Raw genomic sequence first — 21,416 nt, 5'->3', positions numbered from 1 at the left:
CTAAGCTCTCCCTACCAATAACCGTATTTTTAATCCAACATAATATCCGCTCAAAACACACTTTTTAATATATTTTTAAGGGCTGCCACAATTATTTACTATTTTAAGAGATTATGATGAAAAATGATATATTAATTACCGGTGGACATATCATCGATCCCGCTCGTAATATTAATGAGATTAACAATTTACGCATCATTAACGATATTATCGTTGATGCCGATAAATATCCTGTAACTTCGGAGACCCGGATTATCCATGCCGACGGCATGATCGTCACTCCCGGTCTTATCGATTATCACGCGCATGTTTTTTATGACGCGACGGAAGGCGGCGTCAGGCCTGATATGTACATGCCGCCGAATGGCGTCACCACCGTCGTGGATGCAGGTTCTGCCGGTACGGCAAACTTTGATGCCTTCTACCGAACGGTGATTTGCGCCAGCAAAGTTCGAATCAAAGCGTTTCTGACCGTGTCGCCGCCGGGCCAAACCTGGTCACAAGAAAATTATGATCCTGACAATATTGATGAAAATAAGATCCACGCGCTGTTTCGCCAGTATCGCAACGTTCTTCAGGGATTAAAACTCAAGGTTCAGACTGAGGACATTGCTGAATATGGATTAAAACCGCTGACTGAATCCCTTCGTATTGCCAACGATTTAAGGTGCCCCGTGGCAATACACTCGACTCATCCCGTCGTTCCCATGAAAGAACTTGTCTCCTTGCTACGCCGCGGCGATATTATCGCTCATGCGTTTCACGGCAAAGGTAGCACCATTCTTACTGATGAAGGCGCTGTCTTAGCCGAAGTCCGTCAGGCAAGGGAAAGAGGCGTTATATTTGATGCCGCCAATGGTCGCAGCCATTTTTCGATGAACACGGCACGCCGGGCCATCGCCAATGGCTTTCTTCCGGATATCATCAGTAGCGATCTCTCAACCATCACTAAACTCGCCTGGCCTGTTTACGCCTTACCATGGGTTTTATCGAAATATTTAGCACTCGGCGTCGCGCTTACCGATGTCATTAACGCCTGTACCCATACCCCAGCAGTTTTATTGGGCATGGCAGCAGAAATTGGTACGCTGGCCCCTGGGGCATTTGCCGATATCGCCATCTTTAAATTAAAAAACAGGCATGTTGAATTTGCCGATATTCATGGTGAAACGCTCACGGGGACGCATGTGCTGGTACCACAAATGACCATAAAATCCGGTGAGATATTATTTCGTCAAATTGATTTTGGCGCGCGGCCAAACGGAGTTGAAAAATGACCTCAATGCAAAAATGGCTACGGATCGGCGCGACATTAATGTTCGGCCTTTTTGTTGCTTATCTTGACCGTTCTAATCTTTCCGTTACGTTACCTACGATTACACACGACCTGAATATTGATGGCGCAACGGCCAGCATTGTATTAACCATATTTCTTATTGGCTATGCCTTTTCAAATATTTTTGGCGGCGTATTTACCCAGCGATACGATCCGAAAAAAATAGTCATTCTGATGGTGCTAATCTGGTCGATTGCGACCGTTTTTGTCGGATTTACCTCGTCAGTGTACGTTATTTTGATTTGTCGGCTGGTGCTTGGCATTACCGAAGGCATTTATTGGCCGCAGCAGTCCCGCTTCGCCAGCGACTGGTTTTCAGACAAAGAACGGACGCAGGCGAACAGCATTATCCAGTATTATGGACAGTTCCTGGCATTAGGCCTGGGATTTATGATTTTGTCTCCGCTGGATGCTGCCTTCGGTTGGCGAAATGTTTTTATTATCACTGGTGTGATCGGCATTGTTGTTGTGGTTCCACTTTATATAACAATGCTGAAAAAACAGGAAGAAGCGCCTTATTATCGTGCGCCGGCGCCAACAGAGAAAACTAAACTTACCCTGGAATCGCTGGGCGGAACCCCCTTCCTACTCCTTATTTTTACCTACATCACTCAAGGGATGTTATTCTGGGGAATTACGTTATGGATCCCCATGGTTGTCAATTCTCTCGGCTATACCGGATTCAGTAAAGCATTGGTCAGTTCTCTGCCTTATCTGACTGCGGTTATACTGGCAATCCCTATCTCATGGATCAGTGATAAGACACAAAAGCGTGTACTTATTGCTTCACTGGGCCTACTAATCCCCGGCGTGATGTTATTTCTCCTGCCATTTGTCGATGCGCCGGGCTTTAAAATCACGCTCATTACCCTGGCGATGGGTTATTATGCCGCCAGCTTTACCCCCAACATCTGGTCGATTATCCAGTCGAACGTTAAACCCCATGCGATTGGCCCAGCCTCCGGTATTATTAATGGCATCGGCGCCGGCGGCGGCGGTACGCTGGCAGGCCTAATGGTCGGCTATTTTTACCGGACAACCGGCAGCTATATGCAGGGATTTATGGTTCTCGGATGCATTGTTATCCTGGGCGGCGCGTCATTATTGATCTACGGCAGAATAAGAGCTCATCGTGCCCGGCGCTAGCGCCATCAGCCAGAATGTAAAAAACAACGCCACCCGAGGGTGGCGTGTTCAGTTCAGGGCTGGTTTCTGTCTAACCAGTCACCGCTTTCAATCAGAGTTAACCCATCAACAGGACGTTGATATACATACATCCATGCGCTGCCGTAAGGCGTCTGGATTAACTGGCGTGCGTATTCACCGCCCCTGGTGCGCAAAGCATCAAGTTCGGCCAGCGTGGCGTTATCAATTCGATAAACTTCACCGTATACCGCTCCGTTTCCCGGAACTGCGCCTGGATAGTGGCCCAGACTATACAACTGGTAGTTATCGATACGGTAATCGCCAAGCAATTGGGCATTGGTCATCCAGTGACTGTTGCCTTGTTTCTGTCGTAAACTGCCATAGACAAATATTCGCATTGCTAAAACTCAAACTGATAGAGCAAATCAAGTGCCTGATCTACGCCAGACACTGCTTCCAGATATAGCTTAGGCATCAGGCGATAACGTAACGTGAGCGTCGCCAGAGAGTCAAATATCCCTACACCATACTTCACCTGTAGACCCGGCAGTACATAGCCGCTGACCACAACCTGGGACGAATCGCCCACCCCTTGCGTGTCCAGCGCCAGATTACTTACACCGAATGTCTCTCCGATTTTACCCACAACCTGACCACTTTGCGCAACCCCCAGGCCAATAAGCATGGAAGTCATTGCTGCGCTATCACTCTGATTGCTGTCCAACCCCTGCCCACGCAGCAGATAAGAAAGCGCTTCAGCCTGCGGCATCGCCGGATCGGAGAAGATTTCCGCTTTGGGTTCATCAGCAGTGCCTGTGACGCGCACGCCCGCAATGACATCGTCTTCGGTGGCGTCAGGGTTACGGATCGCTTCGATATTGAGCAGCGGCTGATCCGGCGGGCCGGAGAACAGCAGCTCGCCTTTACGGACAAGCAGGTCCTGGCCGTAGGCGCGGAATCGGCCGTCAGGAATATTGATTTGACCATTCAGCCCCAGCCCCTGCTTATCCTGCGCGACTTTCAAATCGCCGGTCAAACGCGCTTTAAGCCCGAAGGCGTCGATGCGCACGTTGTTGCCGACGTGGACCGTCAGATTACTGTTGATGGGAATAGACGCTGTCTGCGGCGTTTCTGGTTGCAAGTCATTGTTGAGCATAACCACATCGCTGGAGACGCCGACCGCGCTCTCCGGCAGGTCGTGCACCACAATTCGTGCCCACGGAACGTCCACACGCCCATCCAACGTGAACAGCGAAGGCGTCGCGTCAAAGACCACATCCGGCGAGACATCCAGGCGCACCATCGGCGGAACGGTAATCCGCACCCGGCTGCCTTTCGCCGTCACCCGCGCGCGCCAGTTGTCAATCTGACTCCAGTCGGCGTTACCGTTCAGGTTAATTTGCCCTTGTTGTGTTCGCACGATACCGGCGAGTGTCGAACGCGTCCCGCTAAAGTTCATGGTGAGCTGGCTCGGCTGCATCTCAAACGGCATAAAATTACCGTCAATATCCAGCGCGCTAAGCTGCAACTGACCAAACAACTGCGGGCTTTGCACATCGCCGCCCAGACGTAGCCTGGCGTTTAACATTCCCGCCGCTTTTTCGCCGCGCGAAAAGACAGGGTTGACCATCGCCAGATTGAGATTGCGCATGTTGACGTTACCGCCGAGATTGCGCCGCCCCTGAGGATCGGTTACCTGCACCTGGCCATCGAATTGACCATTGTTCGTCAGGCGAATCAGCCATCCCAGCTCGGCGCGATTATTGTGCAGATCGGCGCTGAGGTTCAGCGTCTCAAACGCGACCGGTAATGGCGCGTCATTGACGGTCTGCGTGACCTTCACATTACGACCGGAAAGCGTGACCTTCCCCTGCGGTAATCCCTCCTGGGTGGTGTCCCACGACACGTCCGCTTTCCCGCTAAAGATCCCGCTGGCCTGAGTGGTATCAGGCATAAATGGCTTCAGCATCGCCAGATCAAAGCGGTTGAGATTGACCACCGCCCGTCCTGCGGCGCCCGCATCAATGGTTTGCGGGATGCACAGCTCGGCGTTCGGGTTCAGCCAACAATGCGGCCCGATACTGATTTTCTGTTCTTTATTACGGTAGTCCAGCGCAATCGCGCGGGTCAACGACCATGGCCCCACTGGCGTCTGGAAACGGGTGTCGCTTAACGTCCCTTTCCAGCGCGCCGCCTCGCGATCAAAACTGCCTGTCAGGGAGAGTTGACCGGATACCGGTTCTCCCTGAACACGGAGCTGTAGCTGATGCTGCTTCTCGCTGCCTTTGGCGTCAAGCGTCACCAGATTGATGTTAACGTCGGGTTGCGAAATCCGCTCTACGCGAACGTTGAGATGGCCCGCTATCTGATCGGTGGATTTAATATCGCCCTCAATGCGCGCCTGGGCGACAGACAGCTCCTGCCAGCGCAGGCCGCGGGCGGTGATATCCGCCAACAGCTGCGGCGCTTCTACCGTACCGCGGACTTTAACGATTCCTTTTGCCATGCCGCCCAGTCCTGGCAGCGCATTATCCAGCCCTGGCGCATCGATGGCGGCGTCAAGATTCAGCTCCTTAACGCCAAGCTCGCCTTTTATATCGGCGCTGTTTGGGCCCAGCGCAAGGTGCAGCCCCGGGATCGTCCACTGCATGTAGCTGTTGCCCTTTAGCGTCCCGTTGACGTTAACGCTGTTCTGCTTCACATTGCCGGTCAGCTTGAGCTCCGGGACATCCATCTGCCAGGTGCCGCCGTAGAGGCTGCCTTTGGTTTTCATGACGCCGTTAAGCTTCGCGGGCCAGTCCGGGATCTCTTTAGCGGTATTGATGCCATTCAGCGTCAGTTCGCCACGCCAGCTAATCGCCTGCTGCCAGTCCACCAGCGCTTTCAGTTCGGTTTTTCCCTCCAGAGCGGCGACGGTGAGTTTATCGAGATTAATCTGCCGCTCATTCCCTTTAGCATCCAGCGTAATGGTCGCCGGCGGAATATCTTGTCCTTTCACGGCGGTTCGCATCGACAACGTATAGTCGGTCATCTTACCGCTCAGTTTGAGCTTCAGATCGTCAGCCTGAAACTGGGTATCACCCGTCAATGGCCAGGCAATGCGTTGGCTGACGACTTCAAGATTGAGCGGTAAACCGGCCTCCGCCAGCCGCGTCTGGGCGCGAAGCGCGACATCCATCGGCCCGGAAAGGTTCACCCCGACCTCCAGTTGTTCGCGTAACGCGCCGCCGACCTTGAGTTTTATCTTTTCACCCTTTAGCGGATCGATATTCAGCGTACTGTTGAGCGTAATATCAACCGGCCAGTTATTGGCGAGCTGCGCCGTACCGGAGGCTTTCACCGTGCCCTGGTTGGCGTCGATATCCAGAGTATCCAGCTTCATATTACCGTCGATACTGCTGACTTTAAGCAGCATCGTGCGCACCGTCAGATCGGTATCGCCGGTGATGCGTAGCTGCTCGCCGCGAAATGACTCGATATTCAGATTGAGCGGCAGGTGAACATCGGTCATCTCCGGCATTACTGGTTTTGCAAACAGATCTTTTAGCGTTTCGCCAAGCGGCTTTTCATCCGGTTGAGGTTTCTCGATTTTGGGTTCAACCACCTCTTCCTGCGCCACGTCAGCGACCTTCGGCAGCGCGATCAGCAATCCCTGAAGCCGCGTCGGTTTCAGGGTCAGGTTTTTCTCCTGCCATGCCAGCCCGGAGGTAAAATCCAGCACCGAAACGGTAGTGTCATCAATCTTGATATTGATGTTATTCAACGCCACGCGCGACAGCGTGATGGGCCAGGGGGTGGAGAGGTTCAGCGGTCCGCTTTCTTCCTCTTCTTGCGCCGGTTCGGAGGGTGGCATTTTTTTGCTGTCGATAGCGACATTAATGTCTTTTAGCGCCAGATCATTGACGCACAGGCTACTGCGCCACAGGCAATCAAGCCCGACGGCCAGATGAATTTCGCCCGCATTCACCGCAACGCCCGGCTGCTCATAGCGGATATTTTTTAACGATAAGTCCCGCCAGCCGCCGGTGACCTGCCCAATCTCCAGCCCCGGCACCCAGCGGTTCGCCGCACTGAATACCAGATGCAGCCCCGTCGTCGTCCCGACCAGAAACGCAACGCTCGCCAGTAACACCACAATGAAAATCAACACGCCGAGGCTTATTTTCTTCCATAAACTCATAATTCAGGCCCCAGACCGATATAAAACTGTAAACCGTGTTCGTCTTTGTCGCCGACCGGTACGGCAAAATCGAGTTTGACAGGCCCAACCGGCGACGCCCAGCGCACGCCGACCCCGGTCCCGGTTTTGAAATCGCTACGGCGAATATCACTCACCGCCTCGCCGCTATCGACAAACACCGCCCCCCACCATTTGCCGGTGACGTTATACTGGTACTCCAGCGATCCGGTTGCCAGTTTTGAGGCGCCTTTAAGATTGCCGTCGCTATCTTTAGGCGAAATAGATTTGTATTTATAGCCGCGAATACTGCGGTCGCCCCCGGCGAAGAAACGTAAATCCGGCGGAACTTTGTCGAAATCACCGGTTTCTATCCAGCCCAAATTGGCGCGCATCACAAAACGGTGGCGATCGTACAAAGTCCGAATCCAGACGTTTTGCGCCTGCAGCACGGAGAAATCCACGTCGGAGCCCCAGGCCGTATTCGAATAGTCTACTGAATAGCGCTGCGAATCGCCCCAGGTTGGCATCAGTCCCCCTCGCGAGCGGGTTCGGCTGATCATCACGCCCGGGTAGAACAGCATGGTGGTATTGGTGACGTTCCCCTGGGTAAAGTGGTCGAAACTCCAGCGCAGGTTAATCGCCCGCTGCCAACCGCTGGAAAGGTCCCAGTAACGCGACACGGCAAGCGTGGTCGAGTCCTGCTCCGTATCATTCAAATCGGTACGTTTAAAACCGCCCTGTACCAGATAGTATTGCTCCAGCGGGTTTTTCAGCAGCGGCATTTTATAACTAAAATCCAGCACCTGTTCCGGCGCAGATATACTGGTGCTGGTGGTCAGACTATGACCGTAAGAGTTCATCCACGGTTTTTTCCACGACGCTTTCACGCGCGGCCCGACGTCGGTGGAGTACCCCACCCCGGTTTCAATCGTATTTTCGGTTCGCGGCGATACCACGCCTTTTAACGGCAGAATTTTTGTTTTACGCGATTTCTCAAATTCCGGCGCCACCACGACAGAATTAAACCATCCGGTAGCGGAAAGTCGGCGGTTTAGTTCCGCCAAATCTTTCGACTCGTACTCATCGCCCTCTTTAAACGGCAACAGATTTTGTAAATATTCATCACGAATCTGCGAACCTTCGAAGGTGACAGGTCCGAAGCGATAGCGCTCACCGCTATCATAATCAATATCCCAAAACGCCTGATGACGGCCCAGAGCAATTCCCAACTGACTTTTAACGAATTCGCTGTCGAAATAGCCTTTACGTAGCGACACGCTGGTTAACGACTTTTTAAAATTGTCATAGTCTCCCTGGTTCAGCACCGTGCCGATTGCCGGACGCGTTTTCAGTAAGGCCAGATAATCTTTGTCCGTATGCGCGCCGCCGCGTAAAATGACTTCTGTACCGCCAATCAACACCGGCTGGCCGGGCGTAACCCTGGCGATTAATACCTGCCGTCCTTTCGCAGGCGGTGGAAGCAAGTCGAATTTGATAGTGGGTTCGTAATAGCCTAACGCTTTAAGCCCTTCGCGAATCGCATCATCAACTCGGGCGCGAAAGCGCCGATCCGGCGTCACCTCATCGCTCTGAATCGTAGAGAGCTGTGCGCGAACGTTTTTTTCCAGCTCTCCGGATAGCCCTTCGACTTTCAGACGAACATTTGCGGCTACCGCAGAACTGCTCAGGCACAGTAAGCTAACCCAACATAACTGACGGATATGTGGCACATTTTCTCCTGAATATCCCCTATTCCCACCCCTGGAAAAAATCACACTACCGCTCCGCGGCTTAACATAAAATCAACAATTGCGATTGAAAAGCAGACGACTGCCCAAATATTTCTTATGGTTAAATCCAGATACATTAATGTTGTTATTGTGTGCAAAGATGCGTCTCGTTACAACCTTAACGCCAATTAACGCTTTCGGGAGAATAGCTCATGAGTTTATTTGATAAAAAACATCTTGTTACTCAAGCAGATGCGTTACCAGGACGCAACACCCCGATGCCGATCGCCACTCTGCATGCGGTAAATGAACACTCTATGACCAATGTCCCTGCCGGGATGGAGATCGCCTACTTCGCTATGGGCTGTTTCTGGGGCGTAGAACGTTTATTCTGGCAATTGCCCGGCGTATATAGCACCGCGGCAGGGTATGCAGGCGGTTACACGCCTAATCCAACCTACCGGGAAGTCTGCTCCGGGCAGACCGGTCATGCCGAAGCGGTACGGATAGTGTACGATCCTGCCGTTATCCGTTATGAGCAGCTTTTACAGACCTTCTGGGAAAATCACGATCCGACGCAGGGGATGCAACAGGGTAACGATCACGGTACGCAATACCGTTCTGCGATTTATCCCTTAACGCCGGAGCAGAATGCCGCCGCTCACGCCAGTCGCGAGCGCTTTCAGTCGGCAATGGCCGCCGCCGGAGACCATCGCCCTATTACCACGGAAATCGCCCATGCGACGCCGTTTTACTACGCCGAAGATGAACACCAACAGTATCTGCACAAAAATCCATACGGTTACTGCGGGATTGGCGGGATCGGCGTTTGCCTGCCGCCTGACGCGTGACGACGCTGGCGTAGGGGGAACTTGTCGGAGTTGAAAATGAACCCTCTGGCGACTTTACAGTAGCTTACGCTATACTAGCCCTGAACTTATCGGCTCACTGCTACGAGCCGGTTTTCATTAAACGTTACCACACGGATTTATAAACTTCCCTTCCGAGGATCTGGCGTTTCGCCGGATAAGATATGTTAAACAGTATATTCATTATATTCTGCCTGATCGCTGTAAGTGCGTTCTTCTCCATCTCCGAGATCTCGCTTGCCGCATCACGTAAGATTAAACTTAAATTATTAGCTGATGAAGGCAGTATCAACGCACAACGCGTATTGAAAATGCAGGAAAATCCCGGCATGTTTTTCACCGTTGTGCAAATTGGCCTGAACGCCGTCGCTATTCTTGGCGGTATCGTCGGCGATGCGGCATTTTCGCCCGCCTTTTCCGCCCTTTTCTCGCACTATATGTCGCCAGAACTCTCCGAGCAGCTGAGCTTTATTCTCTCTTTCTCGCTGGTGACGGGGCTGTTTATCCTGTTCGCGGATTTAACCCCGAAACGCATCGGTATGATTGCGCCAGAAGCTGTGGCTTTGCGTATCATCAACCCGATGCGCTTCTGCCTGTTCGTTTTTCGCCCGCTGGTGTGGCTGTTTAACGGCATGGCAAACAACATCTTCCGCCTGTTCAAAATTCCAATGGTGCGGAAAGACGACATTACTTCTGATGATATTTACGCAGTGGTGGAAGCCGGCGCGCTGGCGGGCGTCTTGCGCAAGCAAGAGCACGAACTGATTGAAAATGTGTTTGAACTTGAATCCCGCACCGTACCGTCTTCTATGACGTCGCGCGAAAGTATCATCTGGTTTGATCTACACGAAGACGAACAAAGCCTGAAGAAAAAGGTCGCCGAACATCCGCACTCAAAATTTTTGGTGTGTAATGAAGATATCGACCACATCATCGGCTATGTAGACTCCAAAGATCTGCTGAATCGCGTGCTGGCGAACCAAAGTATGGCGCTGAATAGCGGCGTGCAAATTCGCAATACCTTGATTGTGCCGGATACGCTGACCCTTTCTGAGGCGCTGGAAAGTTTCAAAACGGCGGGTGAGGATTTCGCGGTCATTATGAATGAATACGCGCTGGTCGTCGGTATCATTACGCTGAACGATGTGATGACCACGCTAATGGGTGACCTGGTCGGCCAGGGACTGGAAGAGCAAATTGTGGCGCGCGATGAAAATTCCTGGCTGGTTGACGGCGGCACGCCGATTGACGACGTCATGCGCGTGCTGGATATCGATGAGTTTCCGCAATCCGGCAACTATGAAACCATTGGCGGCTTTATGATGTTTATGCTGCGCAAGATCCCAAAACGTACTGATTCGGTGAAGTTTTCCGGCTACAAATTTGAAGTGGTGGATATCGACAACTACCGTATCGATCAGTTGCTGGTGACGCGTCTCGACAATAAAAGCAACGTACCGGCACCGAAACTGCCCGATGCAAAAGACAAAGAAGACAGCGCGGCCTGAAATCCGTTTGCCAGAAACATCAACGGCTCCTGATTCAGGAGCCGTTTTTTTTACTTTTTTAACCTACTGCATAGCACTTTTGGTTACGCCATCTCAGTTTGCAGACGCATAACCTGACGGTTAACTTCAGACATCACAGACAAGTGCTGCTTGTCCCTCACTTTTGGGATAAGAATCTTCCCCTTATCGAACTCAAAAGCGCCAACATCCTTGATATATAACCGTCCACGGAACAGGATCTTCACGTACTTCGCCACCTGTAGCGGGTTGTAGCGTTGGAAAATTTTCATTGTTGTCTCCTGCAGAGTATTACGCCCTTGCGGTGCCACAATCGGCCCAACAGTTTTAAGGCGCAAATTTTAATGCCATATGACTATAGACCATATCTACGTCGTTTCCAGTGTGCATAAGTATATTTACCTTTTGATTACAGTTATTCAGAATTATCTAAACATCAGCTCATTTTTCTCAGTATATGCCTTCATTTTTCACAGGAAGTGTGCGCCCGCCCGCAAACTGGCATCCCCTTTGCGGGAAAAAGCATCAATCGCACATATGATTAACTATCGGCCCAAAGTGGTCGGATCACCTGCAAAAAAATAAAGAAGGAATGACCATGACCCTACGTAAAATTCTGGCGATGTCGTGTCTGCTACTCCCCATAATGGCTTGTGCGCATAAACTTGAAGTTAACCAACGGGTGCCGCCGGTAGGCATTGCCGACCGTGGCGAACTGACGTTGAATAAAGATGAGTTTAGTTATAAAAACTGGAATAGCGCGCAGCTGGCGGGAAAAGTGCGCGTCCTGCTGCACATTGCGGGTCGAACGTCAGCGAAGGAAAAAAACGCCACGCTGATTGAAGCGATTAAATCAGCCAAGCTCCCGCATGACAGATACCAGACGACCACAATTGTGAACACCGATGATGCGATCCCTGGCTCCGGTATGTTCGTGCGTAGCAGTATAGAAAGTAATAAAAAGCTCTACCCGTGGTCGCAATTTATTGTCGACAGCAATGGCGTGGCGCGTAACGCCTGGCAATTAAAAGAAGAGGGGTCCGCCGTCATCGTGCTTGACAAAGACGGTCGGGTTCAATGGGTGAAAGATGGCGCGTTAACCCAGCAAGAGGTACAGCAGGTGGTCGACCTGCTGCATAAGCTCCTCAGTAAATAGTCACCCGGAAGCCGGGGTTAAGGAACGACTCACGAGGGGTATAGTCCAGCGTTTTTCCCTGCCAGTCGTGAACGTGCGCCCCGGCTGCAACGGCAATGGCATGACCTGCGGCAGTGTCCCAGACGCTGGTCGGCCCAAATCTGGGGTAAAGCTGCGCCTGGCCTTCCGCCACAAGACAGAATTTCAGCGAGGAACCAATAGAGGTTGTCTGATGTTCGCCAAGCTGTTGGAGATATTCGGTGAGTTCATCATCCGTATGCGAACGGCTAATCACCACCAGCGGCGGGCGGGCATCCCGGACCTGAATCTGCTTACGCACCCCGCACTCCTCTTTCCAGGCCTTACCTTCCGCCGCGTAGTACATCACTTTCAGCACCGGCGCATAGACAACGCCCAACACCGGCTTGCCCTGCTCAATCAGCGCGATATTGACCGTGAATTCGCCATTGCGCTTGATGAACTCCTTGGTGCCGTCGAGCGGATCGACCAGCCAGTAGCGCTGCCAGTGCTGGCGCACTTCCCAGGCAGGCGGATCTTCTTCTGAAAGCACCGGAATATCCGGCGTGAGCGTGCGTAACCCTTCGAGAATCACGGTATGTGCGGCGATATCCGCCGCAGTGACTGGAGAATCGTCCTGCTTGCGGGCGTACTCCATCGGTTTGGCTCCATCATAAACCTGCATAATGGCATCGCCCGCGTTCCGTGCAAGCTGGCATACTTGTTCTAACATTCTCCACCTCTTTATGACAGGGGCGTTAACTCGTTGTTTTACTTATACCCGATCGTTAAGGGTTCCGCCAACTGTGATACCGTCAGCGGTTTTGATAATACCTTTCATGGCATGATTCACCCTTCTGTGAACACTCGCAAAAAATCGGCCGGATGGGGCGGTTTCGCCTTCTTCTGGCGACGGTCGGAACGATATCGGGTTTCACTGTTTATCATCGCTATTTTTCACTATCCGGCTTTTCTATTGCGTTCTTAAAAGGTGCCTCTGATGATTAAGTTTAGTGCAACGCTTCTGGCTACGCTGATCGCCGCCAGCGTGAATGCGGCCACCGTCGATCTCCGTATCATGGAAACTACTGATTTACATAGCAACATGATGGATTTCGATTATTACAAGGATACCGCAACCGAAAAATTCGGATTGGTACGTACCGCAAGTTTGATTCATGCCGCCCGAAATGAAGTCAAAAACAGCGTGCTGGTGGATAACGGCGACCTGATTCAGGGGAGCCCTCTGGGCGATTATATGGCGGCAAAAGGGCTCAAAGACGGTGATGTTCACCCGGTCTATAAAGCGCTCAACACTCTGGATTACGCGGTTGGAAACCTCGGCAACCATGAGTTTAATTATGGTCTGGACTATCTGCATAACGCGCTGGCCGGCGCGAAATTCCCTTATGTTAACGCCAATATTATCGACGTTAAAACCCAAAAGCCGCTCTTTACGCCTTATCTGATTAAAGAGACGAGCGTTATTGATAAAGACGGCAACCCGCAAACTCTGAAAATCGGCTATATCGGCTTTGTTCCGCCGCAAATCATGATTTGGGATAAAGCGAACCTGAGCGGCAAAGTTACCGTCAATGACATTACGGAAACCGCCCGGAAATATGTGCCCGAAATGCGCGAGAAAGGCGCTGATATCGTGGTAGTCATTGCTCACTCAGGCCTTTCTGCCGATCCGTACCACAGCATGGCGGAAAACTCGGTTTATTACCTCAGCGAAGTTCCCGGCGTCGACGCGATTATGTTTGGCCACGCTCACGCCGTCTTCCCCGGTAAAGATTTTGCCGACATCAAAGGCGCGGATATCGCCAAAGGTACGCTTAACGGCATTCCTGCGGTAATGCCTGGCATGTGGGGCGACCATCTGGGAGTGGTCGATCTGGTGCTCAATAACGACAGCGGCAAATGGCAGGTTACGCAGGCGAAAGCGGAAGCGCGGCCTATTTACGACGCCGCAGCTAAAAAGTCGCTGGCGGCGGAAGACAGTAAGCTGGTCGGTATTCTGAAAGCCGATCACGAGGCCACCCGCGAGTTTGTCAGCAAGCCCATCGGTAAATCCGCCGATAACATGTACAGTTATCTTGCTCTGGTGCAGGACGATCCTACCGTACAGGTGGTGAATAACGCGCAAAAAGCGTATGTGGAACACTTTATTCAGGGCGATCCGGATCTGGCGAAACTGCCGGTGCTGTCCGCCGCCGCGCCGTTTAAAGTTGGCGGGCGTAAGAACGATCCTGCCAGTTTTGTCGAGGTGGAAAAAGGCCAGTTGACCTTCCGTAACGCCGCCGATCTTTATCTCTATCCGAATACGCTGGTGGTGGTGAAAGCCAGCGGCAAAGAGGTAAAAGAGTGGCTGGAATGTTCTGCCGGACAGTTTAATCAGATTGATATTCACAGCAACAAACCGCAATCGTTGATCAATTGGGATGGCTTTCGCACCTATAATTTCGATGTCATTGACGGCGTGAATTATCAAATCGATGTGTCACAGCCCGCCCGCTATGATGGCGAATGCCAGATGGTGAATCCGCAGGCGGAACGTATTAAAAACCTGACCTTTAACGGTAAGCCTGTCGACCCGAACGCTACGTTCCTGGTCGCCACGAATAACTATCGCGCTTACGGCGGCAAGTTTGCCGGCACGGGCGACAGCCATATCGCCTTTGCGTCTCCGGATGAAAATCGCGCCGTGCTGGCGGCATGGATTGGCGCAGAGTCAAAACGCGCGGGCGAAATCCATCCGGCGGCGGATAATAACTGGCGTCTGGCGCCAATCCACAGCGATACGGCGCTGGATATCCGCTTTGAAACATCGCCAGGCGATAAAGCCGCTGCCTTCATTAAAGCGAAAGGACAGTATCCGATGAAGAAGGTTGCCGTCGATGATATCGGTTTTGCCATTTATCAGGTGGATTTGAGCAAGTAACGTGAGTCCCGTATGGCGCTGCGTTTATTCGGCCTGACTGGCAGGCCGAATAAAGCGCTAGCCGCCATCTGATAAACGCTCCCGCTGCGCCAATACCTGCGGCAAATTCAGTTCTATCCAGTCCGCCAGCGCGGCGACTTTATCGCTCACCTGCTCGCCAAGCGGCGTCAGGCTGTACTCCACATGCGGCGGAACAACTGGATATGACACCCGGTTAAGAAATCCGTCCTGTTCAAGCGCCTGTAACGACTGCGCCAGCATCTTTTCACTCACGCCTCCCATCTTGCGGCGCAGGTCGCTAAAACGGTGTGTACCGTCGCGTAACGCGACCAGAATCAGTACGCCCCAGCGACTGGTGACATGTTTTAACACCTCACGGGACGGGCACTGTTCAGCAAAGAGATTGCCTTCACGCAACTGCCGGGAAAGTGTATGAGCGCGCATTGATACTTACCTTTTTGTACGTACTTACTAAAAGTAAGTTTAGGTGGTAGCGTAATAAAACACAAGACCAACACTGAGGAGTTCACCATGATTGCTATCACTGGCGCAACGGGCCAACTGGGCCAACACGTTATTGAAAACCTGCTAAAAACGACGCCCGCCAGCCACCTCGTCGCGATCGTCCGTAACCCGAAAAAAGCCGCCCCGCTCAGTCAGCGCGGGATTGCCGTTCGCCAGGCGGATTACGCTAACGAAGCCGCGCTGACCACCGCCTTACAGGGCGTTGATAAACTGCTGCTTATATCATCCAGCGAAGTGGGACAACGCACCGCGCAGCACCGCAACGTTATTCAGGCCGCCATTGCCGCGAAGGTGAAATTCATCGCCTATACCAGCCTGCTACATGCGGATAAATCGCCGCTGGCGCTCGCCGATGAACATATTGAAACGGAAAAGATGCTGGCTGAGTCAGGTATTCCTCACACGCTATTACGTAACGGCTGGTATACGGAAAACTACCTGGCGAGCGTCCCTGCCGCGCTGAAACATGGCGTCTTTATTGGCGCGGCGGGAGAAGGGAAAATCGCCTCCGCAATGCGCGCTGACTATGCCGCCGCCGCCGCGCGCGTCATCCGTGAAGAGGGTCACGCCGGGAATGTCTACGAGCTGGCGGGTGATGGCGCCTGGACATTAAGCCAGTTGGCGGATGAACTTACTCATCAGAGCGGAAAAAAAATCGTCTACCAGAACCTGAGCGAAGTCGATTTTGCCGCCGCGCTGAAAGGCGCAGGCCTGCCTGACGGACTGGCGGATATGTTGGCCAATTCTGACGCTGGCGCGGCGAAAGGCGGCCTGTTTGATGACAGCCATACGCTGCGTAAACTCATCGGTCGCCCGACGACGACGCTCACAGAAAGCCTTCGCTCCGTACTGTAAGTGTTAAAATTTAGTTAATTTATGTGGCATCCTCATAGACCTTCTCTGATAATGACGGAACGGTTTATGAGGAGAATCTGATGATTAGCGGCGTGCTATACGCCCTGCTGGCAGGGCTAATGTGGGGATTGATTTTCGTCGGCCCGTTAATCGTGCCGGATTACCCGGCCCTCTTACAGTCAATGGGACGCTATCTGGCGCTGGGGCTGATTGCCCTGCCAATTGCCTGGTTAGGCCGCACGCGGTTACGCCAGTTGACGCGCAAAGATTGGTCCACCGCCCTGTCGCTGACTCTGATGGGCAATGTAATCTATTACGCCTGCCTCGCCAGCGCTATTCAGCGAACCGGCGCGCCGGTGTCGACGATGATCATCGGGACATTGCCGGTCGTCATTCCGCTTTTCGCTAACGTTCTCTATAGCCAACGAGACGGCAGGTTATCCTGGCGGCGTTTAGCGCCCGCGCTGGCGCTTATCGGTTTTGGCCTGCTGTGCGTCAATATTGCTGAACTTAGCCAGGGATTGTCCGATGTTAGCGGCTGGCGCTATGGTTCAGGCATTGTGCTGGCGCTGATTTCCGTAGCGTGCTGGGCATGGTATGCGCTGCGCAACGCCCGCTGGCTGCGGGAAAATCCCGACAAACATCCCATGATGTGGGCAACGGCGCAGGCGCTGGTTACGCTGCCGGTCTCGTTAATCGGCTATGCGGCGGTCTGTCTGTGGCTGAGTATCCAGAAACCGCTGTTTACCCTGCCCTTTGGCCCGCATCCCGCGCTGTTTATCGGTCTGATGATCGCCATCGCGGTGCTGTGTTCCTGGGTGGGCGCGCTGTGCTGGAATATCGCCAGCCAAAAATTGCCAACCGTTATTTTAGGGCCGCTGATTGTTTTTGAGACGCTGGCGGGACTGCTCTATACCTTCATTCTGCGCCAGGAAATCCCGCCATTCCTGACGTTAAGCGGCATTGCGCTCCTGGTGGCGGGCGTGGTCATTGCCGTGAGAGCGAAACCGGAAAAAGCGACCGTCGTTCCGGTCACGGAACGCTAATTTCATACTCGCTTAAATTATACGCACCCCGAAAGAGTTATAGCCTCGCCTTAAAGATGCATTTAAAATACAACTTATATTATTGCAAATGAGGTAACGGCTATGGCTTATCGCGATCAACCTTTAGGCGAACTGGCGCTCTCTATTCCCCGCGCATCGGCGCTGTTTCGCCAGTACGATATGGATTACTGCTGCGGCGGAAAACAGACGCTGGCGCGCGCCGCCGCGCGTCACGACGTCGATATTGACATCATTGAAGCGCAACTGGCGCAATTGGCTGAACAGCCCATCGAAAAAGACTGGCGCGCCGTTCCGCTGGCGGACATTATTGACCATATCGTTGTGCGCTATCATGACCGACACCGCGAGCAACTGCCGGAGCTTATCCTGCAGGCAACCAAAGTGGAACGCGTCCACGCGGATAAGCCAAACGTCCCACGCGGCCTGACAAAATATCTCACCGCGCTGCATGAAGAGCTTTCCAGCCATATGATGAAAGAAGAACAGATCCTGTTCCCCATGATCAAACAGGGTATGGGTCGCCAGGCAACGGGCCCGATAAGCGTAATGGAAAGCGAGCATGACGAGGCGGGAGAGCTGGTAGACGTCATCAAACACGTCACCCAAAATGTAACGCCGCCGCCAGAAGCGTGTACCACCTGGAAAGCGATGTATAACGGCATTAATGAGATGATTGATGATCTGATGGAGCACATCAGCCTGGAGAATAACGTGCTGTTCCCACGCGCGCTGGCCGGGGAATAATCGCCAGCCGGGCATTTTGCCGGATGGCGGCTGTAAACTGCGCCTTATCCGGCCTCCAAATCAACGCTACGCTGTAAGCCCGGTAAGCGCCAGCGCCACCGGGCAAAACAATTAACGCATTCCCGCCATCCGTTTCTTACCTATCAACAGCCAGCCCAGACCCAACGCGATAAACCACAGCGGCGTCACGATCAGCGCCTGGCGCGTATCGTCTTCCAGCGTCAGTAATACCAGCACGAACGCAAAGAACGCCATACAGACCCAGCACATCAGCTTACCGAGCGGCATCTTATAGATGGATTTTTCATGCAGGTGGGGACGCTTTTTGCGGTACACCAGGTATGAACACAGAATGATGGTCCAGACAAACATAAACAGGATAGCCGAAACCGTAGTGATCATGGTGAATGCGCCAATCACGCTCGGGTTGACCATCAGCATAACCACGCCGCCCAGCAGGCAGATACAGGAGAAGGTCAGGCCTTTCGCCGGTACCGCGCGTTTCGATAGCTTAGCGAACGCTTTTGGCGCCACGCCTTCTTGCGCCAGGCCAAACAGCATACGGCTGGTCGAGAAGACGCCGCTGTTGGCGGAAGACGCCGCCGAGGTCAGCACAACAAAGTTGATCACGCTCGCGGCGGCAGGCAGACCCACCAGTACAAACAGCTCAACGAACGGGCTCTTATCCGGCACCACGGAACTCCACGGCGTCACCGACATAATGACAATCAGCGCAAAGACGTAGAACATGATGATACGGATCGGTATTGAGTTAATCGCGCGCGGCAGCGATTTTTCCGGATCTTTAGTTTCTGCGGCGGTAGTACCGACCAGCTCAATGCCCACGAAGGCGAACACCGCAATCTGGAAACCAGCAAAGAACCCGCTAATACCTTTCGGGAACCAGCCGCCGTCATTCCACAGATGCGCGAAAGAGGCTTCAACGCCGGTCGGCGATTTAAAGTGCATCGCAATCATCACCAGCCCGACCACAATCAACGCCACAATGGCGACGATTTTGACCATAGCAAACCAAAATTCCATTTCACCAAACATTTTAACGGTGGCGAGGTTGAGGCTTAGCAGCAGGATCACTACCGCCAGCGAGGCGACCCAATCGGAAAGGCCGGGAAACCAGAACTGCGCGTAGGCGGTAATCGCCACCACGTCAGCCATACCGGTCACTACCCAGCAAAACCAGTACGTCCAGCCGGTGAAATATCCCGCCCAGGGGCCAAGCAGGTCGGAAGCAAAATCGCTAAACGATTTATATTCCAGATTCGAGAGCAGCAATTCCCCCATGGCGCGCATCACGAAAAAAAGCATAAAACCGATGATCATATACACAAAAATGATCGACGGTCCGGCGAGACTGATCGTTTTACCCGATCCCATAAACAGACCGGTACCAATAGCGCCGCCAATAGCGATAAGCTGTATATGACGGTTTGTAAGATTGCGCCGTAGCGACTGTTCAGCCGGAGCCTGTTCGTCGGCTGCGACTTTTACCTGATCTACCATGTTTTTCTTCCTGTACCTGTCTGTGTTGTGCGGGCTCTACGGCCTTTGGTCTATGATACGACGATCCTGTTATCAGGACTCATCGATATTAGGTAAGAATCGGCGGGATGAATACTAAGATTCAAATACAATGTTAATTTTATGTTTAAAATGAGTGTTATATCACTTTGATAATGCGAATTAGCTCACAAAAATACACGTAACGACGCCATTTGCAAAATAAAATATTGGCATCTGCTGAAGTCAGGGTTGCCGGATAAGGCGTTTACGCCATCATCCGGCAAACCCGGGGCGCTTACAGAATTTCCAGCAGTTCCACCTCAAACACCAGGGTGCTGAATGGCGGAATAGAGGCCCCGGCCCCACGCTCGCCATAGGCCAGCTCCTGTGGGATAGTCAGTTCCCATTTGGAACCTACCGGCATCAGAGTCAGCGCTTCAATCCAGCCGGCGATCACGCCATTTACCGGGAATTCAGCCGGTTCGCCGCGCGCGACGGAGCTGTCAAATACGGTGCCATCAATAAGCTTACCGGTGTAATGCACGCGTACGCGGTCGGTACGCGCCGGAATCGCGCCTTCGCCCTGCGTCAGAACGCGGAACTGTAAACCAGATTCAGTACTGTTCACACCGTCTTTTTCGCGGTTTTCTTCCAGGTATTTCACGCCTTCGGCCGCCATCGCTTTGAAACGCTCACGACGCACCGCGTCCGCACGCTCATGAATTTCACGCAGCGCACGATGCACCACATCAACAGGAACCGCCGGGTGTTTACCTTCCAGCGCATCAGCAATGCCTGCAACCAGCGCTTCAGGCAACAGCCCTTCAAGACCGGATTCGCTGAGCTGCTGCCCTACCTGCAAACCAATGCCGTAGCTCGCTTGCGCTTCAATAGTGTCAAAAGTCGGGGTGGCCATTATTTTTCCTTCATCGGATATCAAAAAAGTAGCGGGCAGCATAACAGCCACGCTTCTTCTGGTAAAACTTTGTCTCAGGGAGGATGACAAATCGCAGGGAAAAAGAAACAATAGATTATCCGTATTGATGTCACGAAAGCGGATAGCACTACCAGTATCATAGCGTTAGCCATCTATACTCTATGATTAAGGAACGAGATGCGGAGCAGGAGGTAAACCATGCCCGGGCGCTTTGAATTAAAACCAACCCTGGCGAAAATCTGGCACGCGCCGGATAATTTTCGCATCATGGAGCCGCTGCCGCCTATGCATCGTCGTGGCATTATCATTGCCGCTATCGTGCTGGTGATCGGCTTCCTGCTGCCCGCCAGCGAGACCAGCGACTCGCCTGTCGTCACGCGGGAAGCGCAATTGGATCTGCAATCGCAATCACAGCCGCCGACGGAGGCCCAGCTTCAGGCGCAGCTGGTCGCGCCGCAAAACGATCCGGATCAGGTGGCACCCGTTGCGCCGGAACCTATCCAGGAAGGCCAGCCGGAAGAACAAAACCAGCCGCAAACGCAGCCTTTCCAGCAGGATAGCGGCATCGGTCAACAGTGGCGCTCGTACCGGGTAGAGTCTGGTAAAACTCTGGCGCAACTGTTCCGTGACCACGGACTGCCCCCGACAGACGTTTATGCAATGGCGCAGGTAGAAGGTGCTGGCAAGCCGCTGAGTAACCTCAAAAATGGTCAAATGATTAAAATTCGCCAGAATGCCAGCGGGGTGGTGACAGGTTTAACGATAGATGGCGATAACGGTCAACAGGTGCTGTTTACGCGTCAGCCTGACGGCAGTTTTATTCGCGCACAGTAACGCCGGCTACGCCTTATCCCGCCTGTACCCTATTCGTTCAGGTGAAGCA

Annotated in this window: 18 protein-coding genes; 10 read left to right on the top strand and 8 right to left on the bottom strand. The window is 52.8% G+C overall.

Features of this window, described 5'->3' with window-relative positions; all coding sequences use genetic code 11:
- Window positions 1–113 precede the first annotated feature (113 nt).
- The gene (locus ACLJPQ_RS09735) at window positions 114–1,277 is read left to right on the top strand and encodes a metallo-dependent hydrolase (RefSeq protein WP_080184879.1); all 1,164 of its coding nucleotides are present in this window, start codon (window positions 114–116) and stop codon (window positions 1,275–1,277) included.
- A complete protein-coding gene (locus tag ACLJPQ_RS09730) occupies window positions 1,274–2,482 on the top strand; it encodes an MFS transporter (protein ID WP_000203132.1) in 1,209 nt (402 codons plus the stop codon). The genes ACLJPQ_RS09735 and ACLJPQ_RS09730 overlap by 4 nt, the downstream gene beginning before the upstream one ends.
- Before the next feature lie 53 nt (window positions 2,483–2,535).
- Here the strand turns inward: ACLJPQ_RS09730 and ACLJPQ_RS09725 are convergent, their stop codons facing one another.
- The 3 genes from ACLJPQ_RS09725 to tamA are packed head-to-tail and all read right to left on the bottom strand — an operon-like array spanning window position 2,536 to window position 8,392.
- Window positions 2,536–2,880: a gamma-glutamylcyclotransferase gene (locus ACLJPQ_RS09725; protein ID WP_001219167.1), complete on the bottom strand. Its 345-nt coding sequence runs from the start codon at window positions 2,878–2,880 to the stop codon at window positions 2,536–2,538.
- 2 nt (window positions 2,881–2,882) lie between these two features.
- Entirely contained in the window at window positions 2,883–6,662 is a 3,780-nt protein-coding gene (gene tamB / locus ACLJPQ_RS09720; RefSeq protein WP_000060822.1) for an autotransporter assembly complex protein TamB, read from the bottom strand.
- Window positions 6,659–8,392, bottom strand: a complete 1,734-nt coding sequence (tamA, locus tag ACLJPQ_RS09715) for an autotransporter assembly complex protein TamA (RefSeq protein WP_080184878.1) — start codon at window positions 8,390–8,392, stop codon at window positions 6,659–6,661. The genes tamB and tamA overlap by 4 nt, the downstream gene beginning before the upstream one ends.
- A 212-nt stretch (window positions 8,393–8,604) precedes the next feature.
- Here tamA and msrA point away from each other — a divergent pair, with 212 nt between their 5' ends.
- Both msrA and ACLJPQ_RS09705 read left to right on the top strand, forming a co-directional pair.
- A complete protein-coding gene (gene msrA, locus ACLJPQ_RS09710; protein ID WP_000051467.1) occupies window positions 8,605–9,243 on the top strand; it encodes a peptide-methionine (S)-S-oxide reductase MsrA in 639 nt (212 codons plus the stop codon).
- Window positions 9,244–9,425: 182 nt separating this feature from the next.
- The gene (locus ACLJPQ_RS09705; protein WP_000934972.1) at window positions 9,426–10,769 is read left to right on the top strand and encodes a hemolysin family protein; all 1,344 of its coding nucleotides are present in this window, start codon (window positions 9,426–9,428) and stop codon (window positions 10,767–10,769) included.
- A gap of 83 nt (window positions 10,770–10,852) precedes the next feature.
- On the opposite strand, the gene ACLJPQ_RS09700 is transcribed toward ACLJPQ_RS09705, so the two are convergent.
- Window positions 10,853–11,059: a DUF1107 domain-containing protein gene (locus tag ACLJPQ_RS09700; protein WP_000689229.1), complete on the bottom strand. Its 207-nt coding sequence runs from the start codon at window positions 11,057–11,059 to the stop codon at window positions 10,853–10,855.
- Window positions 11,060–11,385: 326 nt separating this feature from the next.
- Here ACLJPQ_RS09700 and ACLJPQ_RS09695 point away from each other — a divergent pair, with 326 nt between their 5' ends.
- Window positions 11,386–11,943, top strand: a complete 558-nt coding sequence (locus tag ACLJPQ_RS09695; protein WP_000175298.1) for a YtfJ family protein — start codon at window positions 11,386–11,388, stop codon at window positions 11,941–11,943.
- On the opposite strand, the gene cysQ is transcribed toward ACLJPQ_RS09695, so the two are convergent.
- On the bottom strand, window positions 11,933–12,673 hold the full coding sequence (cysQ, locus tag ACLJPQ_RS09690; protein WP_000893398.1) for a 3'(2'),5'-bisphosphate nucleotidase CysQ: 741 nt from the start codon (window positions 12,671–12,673) through the stop codon (window positions 11,933–11,935). The two genes, ACLJPQ_RS09695 and cysQ, sit on opposite strands and share 11 nt — an antisense overlap.
- Before the next feature lie 267 nt (window positions 12,674–12,940).
- On the opposite strand from cysQ, the gene ACLJPQ_RS09685 reads away from it, so the two are divergent.
- Window positions 12,941–14,884, top strand: coding sequence for a bifunctional 2',3'-cyclic-nucleotide 2'-phosphodiesterase/3'-nucleotidase (locus ACLJPQ_RS09685; protein ID WP_061423935.1), 1,944 nt, complete (start codon window positions 12,941–12,943; stop codon window positions 14,882–14,884).
- Between the two features lie 57 nt (window positions 14,885–14,941).
- Here ACLJPQ_RS09685 and ACLJPQ_RS09680 read toward each other — a convergent pair whose 3' ends face one another.
- On the bottom strand, window positions 14,942–15,328 hold the full coding sequence (locus tag ACLJPQ_RS09680; RefSeq protein ID WP_001201297.1) for a winged helix-turn-helix transcriptional regulator: 387 nt from the start codon (window positions 15,326–15,328) through the stop codon (window positions 14,942–14,944).
- An 87-nt stretch (window positions 15,329–15,415) separates the two neighbouring features.
- Between ACLJPQ_RS09680 and ACLJPQ_RS09675 the strand changes: the two genes are divergently transcribed.
- The 3 genes from ACLJPQ_RS09675 to ytfE all read left to right on the top strand — a co-directional run bounded on the left by ACLJPQ_RS09675 (window position 15,416) and on the right by ytfE (window position 18,075).
- Window positions 15,416–16,264 (top strand): SDR family oxidoreductase, encoded by an 849-nt coding sequence (locus tag ACLJPQ_RS09675; RefSeq protein WP_023208870.1) that lies wholly within the window; start codon window positions 15,416–15,418, stop codon window positions 16,262–16,264.
- 80 nt (window positions 16,265–16,344) lie between these two features.
- A complete protein-coding gene (locus ACLJPQ_RS09670) occupies window positions 16,345–17,310 on the top strand; it encodes a DMT family transporter (RefSeq protein ID WP_000623290.1) in 966 nt (321 codons plus the stop codon).
- 102 nt (window positions 17,311–17,412) lie between these two features.
- Entirely contained in the window at window positions 17,413–18,075 is a 663-nt protein-coding gene (gene ytfE, locus ACLJPQ_RS09665) for an iron-sulfur cluster repair protein YtfE (protein ID WP_000331471.1), read from the top strand.
- A gap of 111 nt (window positions 18,076–18,186) precedes the next feature.
- On the opposite strand, the gene cycA is transcribed toward ytfE, so the two are convergent.
- Both cycA and fklB read right to left on the bottom strand, forming a co-directional pair.
- On the bottom strand, window positions 18,187–19,596 hold the full coding sequence (cycA, locus tag ACLJPQ_RS09660) for a D-serine/D-alanine/glycine transporter (RefSeq protein ID WP_000228322.1): 1,410 nt from the start codon (window positions 19,594–19,596) through the stop codon (window positions 18,187–18,189).
- 295 nt (window positions 19,597–19,891) lie between these two features.
- Entirely contained in the window at window positions 19,892–20,512 is a 621-nt protein-coding gene (gene fklB, locus ACLJPQ_RS09655) for an FKBP-type peptidyl-prolyl cis-trans isomerase (RefSeq protein WP_000235161.1), read from the bottom strand.
- Window positions 20,513–20,731: 219 nt separating this feature from the next.
- Here fklB and ACLJPQ_RS09650 point away from each other — a divergent pair, with 219 nt between their 5' ends.
- Window positions 20,732–21,367, top strand: a complete 636-nt coding sequence (locus ACLJPQ_RS09650) for an OapA family protein (protein WP_001119448.1) — start codon at window positions 20,732–20,734, stop codon at window positions 21,365–21,367.
- The last annotated feature ends 49 nt before the right edge of the window (window positions 21,368–21,416 follow it).

Origin of the sequence: Salmonella sp. SAL04213, assembly GCF_046550535.1 — a bacterium.
GTDB classification, from domain to species: Bacteria; Pseudomonadota; Gammaproteobacteria; order Enterobacterales; family Enterobacteriaceae; genus Salmonella; species Salmonella enterica.
Note: the sequence above shows the minus strand (reverse complement) of the source record. Positions and strands in the feature narration are given on the sequence as shown.